A 969-nucleotide genomic window follows, 5' to 3' on the forward strand; every position below is an offset into this window, starting at 1 on the left:
ACCAAAGTCAACGACTCTACAACCAACTTTGGCAAATCCGCCCCGTTTGGGCTGAAAATTGTCGTCACCGTCGAGCGCGATCGGCACGGCGGGAGAATCAGGTCGCGAACGGCCGGCGAACGACACCCCATGGTTGGACGCATGAATTGAATAGAATCAACTCGATCGCCGCCCCACCATCAGCATTGCCGCTGTGCCCCCGACCGCCCGTCCGCTCGGGTCCAGATGCGCGCGCAACCCGAACGCATAGGTGTGTGCGAAGAGAATCGTGAAGCCCAGCAACGCTCCCGACGCGGAATAGACCGAGAAGTCCACCGTATCCGTGATATCAATTGCGAATACCGCCATCAATAGGGGCATGACGGATATGACGGTGGTCGCGCCAACCTTCCAATCGAGCAGCGCCGCGATCCGCGACGGAAACAGCGTGACGATACCGTACGGCCCCAGAGCGCACGTCCAGCCTTGGCCGTGACGGAGGCCGCGAGCCATACAGATACGCTGATAGAAGCTGAAGGTATCTCCATTTGTCATGGCCTCACCGCGGTCGCTGCCCGGACGCGAAAAGAAAGGTATTGCGCCACCAGCGTCCCGACCCGGAGGCAATGCGATCAGGACCAGCATGTCCGCATAGTGCGCCATCATCAAACTCAGCCATGCCGCGCACACTCTCGATCCTAGGGTGTCCGTCCTTTTCGGGGGTAGTCGTCCTTAATGGAGGTCGACCGCAGCACGCGATCAAGCGGCGTCAACGGCGCCTCATAGCGCTTTGTCACCTTGGCGCCGTGACGTGTCTTTGATTTCAGTTTGAATGACGGCTGGAAGAAGTTGATATACAGCCACGACACTTGATAAAGTGAGGCAAGCGTTTTCTGTGGCTTCGAGACCTTGTAGCCTGCCGTCCCCCACCAGATGACGTACAGACGGCGCCATTCTTTTGCGCGACCCGCGCCTGATCGTTTTACTTGC

At 58.6% G+C, this 969-nt stretch carries 1 protein-coding gene and 1 pseudogene; both read right to left on the reverse strand.

Features of this window, described 5'->3' with window-relative positions; all coding sequences use genetic code 11:
- Positions 1-156: 156 nt before the first annotated feature.
- Entirely contained in the window at positions 157-645 is a 489-nt protein-coding gene (locus tag AB4Y34_RS41725; protein WP_368719290.1) for a hypothetical protein, read from the reverse strand.
- 32 nt (positions 646-677) lie between these two features.
- Positions 678-969 (reverse strand): annotated as a pseudogene (locus AB4Y34_RS41730) (hypothetical protein); the annotation flags it as partial.

The sequence above is a fragment of the Paraburkholderia sp. BR10954 genome, assembly GCF_040965775.1.
In the GTDB taxonomy this organism is placed as follows: domain Bacteria; phylum Pseudomonadota; class Gammaproteobacteria; order Burkholderiales; family Burkholderiaceae; genus Paraburkholderia; species Paraburkholderia youngii.